Source organism: Pseudomonas sp. RL (genome assembly GCF_000647775.1).
Classification (GTDB): domain Bacteria; phylum Pseudomonadota; class Gammaproteobacteria; order Pseudomonadales; family Pseudomonadaceae; genus Serpens; species Serpens flexibilis.
This window is the reverse complement of the sequence record NZ_JBOY01000193.1, coordinates 1-4,280: the sequence shown is the minus strand read 5'-3', so window position 1 is coordinate 4,280 and position 4,280 is coordinate 1. Positions and strand designations below refer to the sequence as shown.

The window sequence follows — 4,280 nt, the reverse complement described above, 5'->3', positions numbered from 1 at the left end:
CGGGCCTGAGACGGCCGCCGCCGTCCTCAGGCCTTCAGCGCCAGGATGCGCCGCGCGCCGTTGAGCACCAGCAGCGCCACGGCGGTGCCGATCAGCAGGTCCGGCCAGGCCGAACCGGTCCAGGCCACCAGGGCGCCGGCGAGAATCACACCGAGGTTGGCCAGCACGTCGTTGGCGGAGAAGATCCAGCTGGCGCGCATGTGCACGCCGCCGTCGCGCTGGCCGTGAATCAGCAGCAGGCAGGCGACGTTCGCCGCCAGCGCCAGCAGGCCGATGCCCATCATCGACAACGACTGCGGCTCGCTGCCGAGCAGGAAGCGCCGTGCCACTTCCGCCAGCGCGGTCAGCGCCAGCACCACCTGCATCACACCGGCCAGCCGGGCGGCGCCGAGCTGCAGGTGTACCGCGCGCCCGACCGCGTACAGCGCCACGCCGTACACGGCGGCGTCGGCGAACATGTCCAGCGAATCCGACAGCAGCCCGGTGGACTGCGCCAGCCAGCCGCTGGTCAGCTCGACGACGAACATCAGCGCATTGATGCCCAGCAACCAGCGCAACACCCAGGCCTGGCGGTCGGCATCCGGTGCGGCGGGCGCCGCTTCGCTGGCTGCCGTGGTGCCGTCCAGGCGCGCGCCCAGGCCAAGCGATTCCAGCGTGCGGGCCACCGGCGCGATATCGGCGTCGTGCCACACCCGCAGCCGGCGATTGCCCAGGTCGAAGTGCAGGCCGCGCACCTCGGCCAGCGGTTCCAGGGCCATGCGGATCAGGCGTTCCTCGGCTGCGCAATCCATCTTGGCCACGCTGAACTGGCTGACCAGGCCGGCTCGCGCCTCGGCCGGCGGCGGGCTGAGCGTTTCCTCCGCGGTGCAACCACAAGTCTTGCAGCAATCGCTCATGGGCGTGTCTCGCATGTGCGTCCGGGGCGTTTTTCGTCAGGGGCGCGGCAGCGCGCGTTCATACCAGCTGCGGCTGTTGTTGATCAACCGGACCAGCCAGAGCATCACCGGCACCTCGATCAGCACGCCGACCACGGTGGCCAGCGCGGCGCCGGAGTTGAAGCCGTAGAGCACGATGGCCACCGCCACCGCCAGCTCGAAGAAATTGGAGGCGCCGATCATGGTCGAGGGGCCGGCGACCTCGTGCCGGACCTTGAGGGCGCGGTTCAGGGCGTAGCCGAGGGCGGCGATGAACAGCGTCTGCAGCAGGATCGGCACCGCCAGCAGGCCGATGACCAGCGGCTGGGCGACGATGGCTTCACCCTGGAAGGAGAACAGCAGCACCAGGGTGGCGAGCAGGGCGACGATGGAGAACGGCGAGATCTTCGCCAGCGCCGCCTGGAAGGCCGCCTCGCCACGCGTCATCAGCCGGGCGCGCAGGAACTGGGCAATCGCCAGCGGGATGACGATGTACATCACCACCGACAGCAGCAGGGTGTCCCACGGCACCGGAATCGACGACACGCCGAGCAGCAGGGCGACGATGGGGGCGAAGGCGAACACCATCACCAGGTCGTTGAGCGCCACCTGGGTCAGGGTGAAGTTGGCGTTGCCGTTGCACAGGTTGCTCCACACGAACACCATCGCCGTGCAGGGCGCGGCGCCGAGCAGGATCAGCCCGGCCATGTAGCTGTCCAGCTCGCCGGCCGGCAGCCAGTCGGCGAACAGCACCTTGATGAACAGCCAGCCGATCAGCGCCATGGAGAACGGCTTGACCGCCCAGTTGACGAACAGGGTGACACCCATGCCGGCCTTCTGCTGGCGCACCTCGTGCAGCGCGCCGAAGTCGATCTTCATCAGCATCGGGATAATCATCACCCAGATCAGCACGCCCACCGGCAGGTTGACCTTGGCCACCTCCAGCGCGCCGATGGCCTGGGCGGCGGAGGGTGCGTACAGGCCGAGCAGGGTGCCGGCGACGATGCACAGGGCCACCCAGAGGGTCAGATAGCGCTCGAACACACCGAGCGGGGCGCCGGCGGCCTGCTTGGCCGCCACTTCACAGGGACTGGACATACAAGGGTTTTCCTACGGAACACGGGGCGGGCGCCACCTTAACATGCGCCCTGGCGAATATGCAGCAGGCCGCATGAGCGCAGCAGGCCTCGAGAGGGTTCATCGCGCTGACACGCAGCCGTCACACGGGCGTCCTACAGTCTGGGCTCCAACCTGGAAGGATCTCCCCATGAGTCGAGAAACCGGCGATAACCTGCAGCGCAATCACAGCCACAACGAGCCCATGGACCGGGTCGTGGATCGCTACCTCAGCCGCCGTAGCGTGCTGCGTGGCAGCCTGGGCGCTGCGATTGCCATGATGGCCGGCGTCGGCCTGAGCGGTTGTCTCGACAAGGACGGCCGCCCGCGTCCGCCGCAGCCGCAACTCACCCAGCCCGACCCCGTGCGGCTCGGCTTCGATTCCATTCCCGGCTCGCGCACCGATGCCTGCGTGGTGCCGCCCGGTTACAGCGCCTACGTGCTGGCGCCCTGGGGCACGCCGCTGAACAGCGCCGCGCGTGCCTGGCAGGCCGATGGCGGCAACAGCGCCGACGACCAGGCCAACGCCGTGGGCATGCACCACGACGGCATGCACTTCTTCCCCCTCAACGGCAGCGCTGAAGACGGTCTGCTGGTGGTGAACTACGAGTACATCGACCAGAAGGCCCTGCACCCCAATGGTCCGACGCGCGATGCCCAGGGCCGGCGGCCCGCCGAGGAAGTGCGCAAGGAGATCAACGCCCACGGCGTCGGCGTGCTGCGCATCCGCAAGGTCGGCGGCCGCTGGCAGGTGATGGACAACGACCCGCTCAACCGCCGCTTCACCACCGCCAGCGTGATGGAGCTGTCCGGCCCGCTGCGCGGCAGCACCCATGTGCAGACGCGCTTCTCGCCCGATGGCACCGTAACGCGCGGCACCAACAACAACTGCGGCAACGGCTTCACCCCGTGGGGCACCTACCTGGCCTGCGAGGAAAACTGGCCAAACGTGTTCATCAACCGTGACGCCAGCTTGCCGGAGGATCAGCGCCGCATCGGCATTTCCACCGCCAGGACCAGTTACGCCTGGGAAACCGCCGCGGGCGACGCCAGCGAGGTGGACGAGGAATTCGCCCGCTTCGACATCACCCCGCGCGGCGCCAGCGCGCGGGACGACTACCGCAACGAGGCCAGCACCTACGGCTACATCGTCGAGATCGACCCGCACGATCCGACCACTCGCGCGGTGAAACGCACCGCCCTGGGCCGCTTCCGTCACGAAGGCTGCTGGCCGGGCCTGACCGAGGCCGGCAAGCCGGTGGTGTTCTACAGCGGCGACGACGCGCAGAACGAATACCTCTACAAGTTCGTTTCCGCCGCCCCGTGGGACCCGGCCGATGCGAACCCCCTCGACCGTCTGGCCACCGGCGCCAAGTACATGGATCGCGGCACCCTCTACGTGGCGCGCTTCAATGACGACGGCAGCGGTGTCTGGCTGTCGCTGACCCCGGACAGCCTGACGCCCGAAGGCATCCCGCTCAGCGCCCTGTTCGACGACCTGGCCGGCATCCTGCTCAACACCCGTGGCGCCGCCGACGCTCTGGGCGCCACGCCCATGGATCGCCCGGAATGGACGGCGGTGAACCCGCTCAACGGCGATGTGTACCTGACGCTGACCAACAACAGCAGCCGTACCGAGGCCAATGCCGCCAACCCCCGCACCCGGAACCGCCACGGCCACATCATCCGCTGGCACGACAGCGCCGATCAGCGCAGCTTCACCTGGGGCATCTTCGTGTTCGGCGCAAACGCCGGCGCCGCTCCGTCGCTCAACCGCTCCGGCCTTACCGACCTGAACCAGTTCGCCAGCCCGGACGGCATGGCCTTCGACAGTCGCGGCGTGCTGTGGATCCAGACCGACAACGGTGAGAAGACCCTCACCGACTACACCAACGACCAGATGCTGGCGGTGATCCCCGCCAACCTGACCGACCCGCAGGGTCGCGAGGTGCCGGTGAACGTGCAGAACCAGGGGGAACTGCGGCGTTTCTTCGTCGGTCCCAATGGCTGCGAAGTCACCGGTCTGGCCTTCACCCCGGATAACCGCACGATGTTCGTCAACATCCAGCACCCGGGGAACTGGCCCTACGCCGACGACGCCACGATAGCCGCACCGGCCGGCACCCAGGTGCGCCCGCGGGCCGCCACTGTGGTGATCCAGCGCACCGACGGTGGCGAGCTGGCGGTCTGAGCCCCGCCGGCGCGCCTCGACCTTCCGGCAGGATGCCAGAGGGTCGAGGCGCGCCGCTT

At 68.6% G+C, this 4,280-nt stretch carries 3 protein-coding genes; 1 reads left to right on the top strand and 2 read right to left on the bottom strand.

Annotation, left to right across the window (positions count from 1 at the left end):
- Positions 1–26: 26 nt before the first annotated feature.
- Both AS93_RS0118105 and arsB read right to left on the bottom strand, forming a co-directional pair.
- On the bottom strand, positions 27–911 hold the full coding sequence (locus AS93_RS0118105; RefSeq protein ID WP_343203275.1) for a cation transporter: 885 nt from the start codon (positions 909–911) through the stop codon (positions 27–29).
- A gap of 21 nt (positions 912–932) precedes the next feature.
- Positions 933–2,012, bottom strand: a complete 1,080-nt coding sequence (gene arsB / locus AS93_RS0118100; protein WP_027591892.1) for an ACR3 family arsenite efflux transporter — start codon at positions 2,010–2,012, stop codon at positions 933–935.
- 169 nt (positions 2,013–2,181) lie between these two features.
- Here arsB and AS93_RS0118095 point away from each other — a divergent pair, with 169 nt between their 5' ends.
- Positions 2,182–4,221: a PhoX family phosphatase gene (locus tag AS93_RS0118095; protein WP_027591891.1), complete on the top strand. Its 2,040-nt coding sequence runs from the start codon at positions 2,182–2,184 to the stop codon at positions 4,219–4,221.
- The last annotated feature ends 59 nt before the right edge of the window (positions 4,222–4,280 follow it).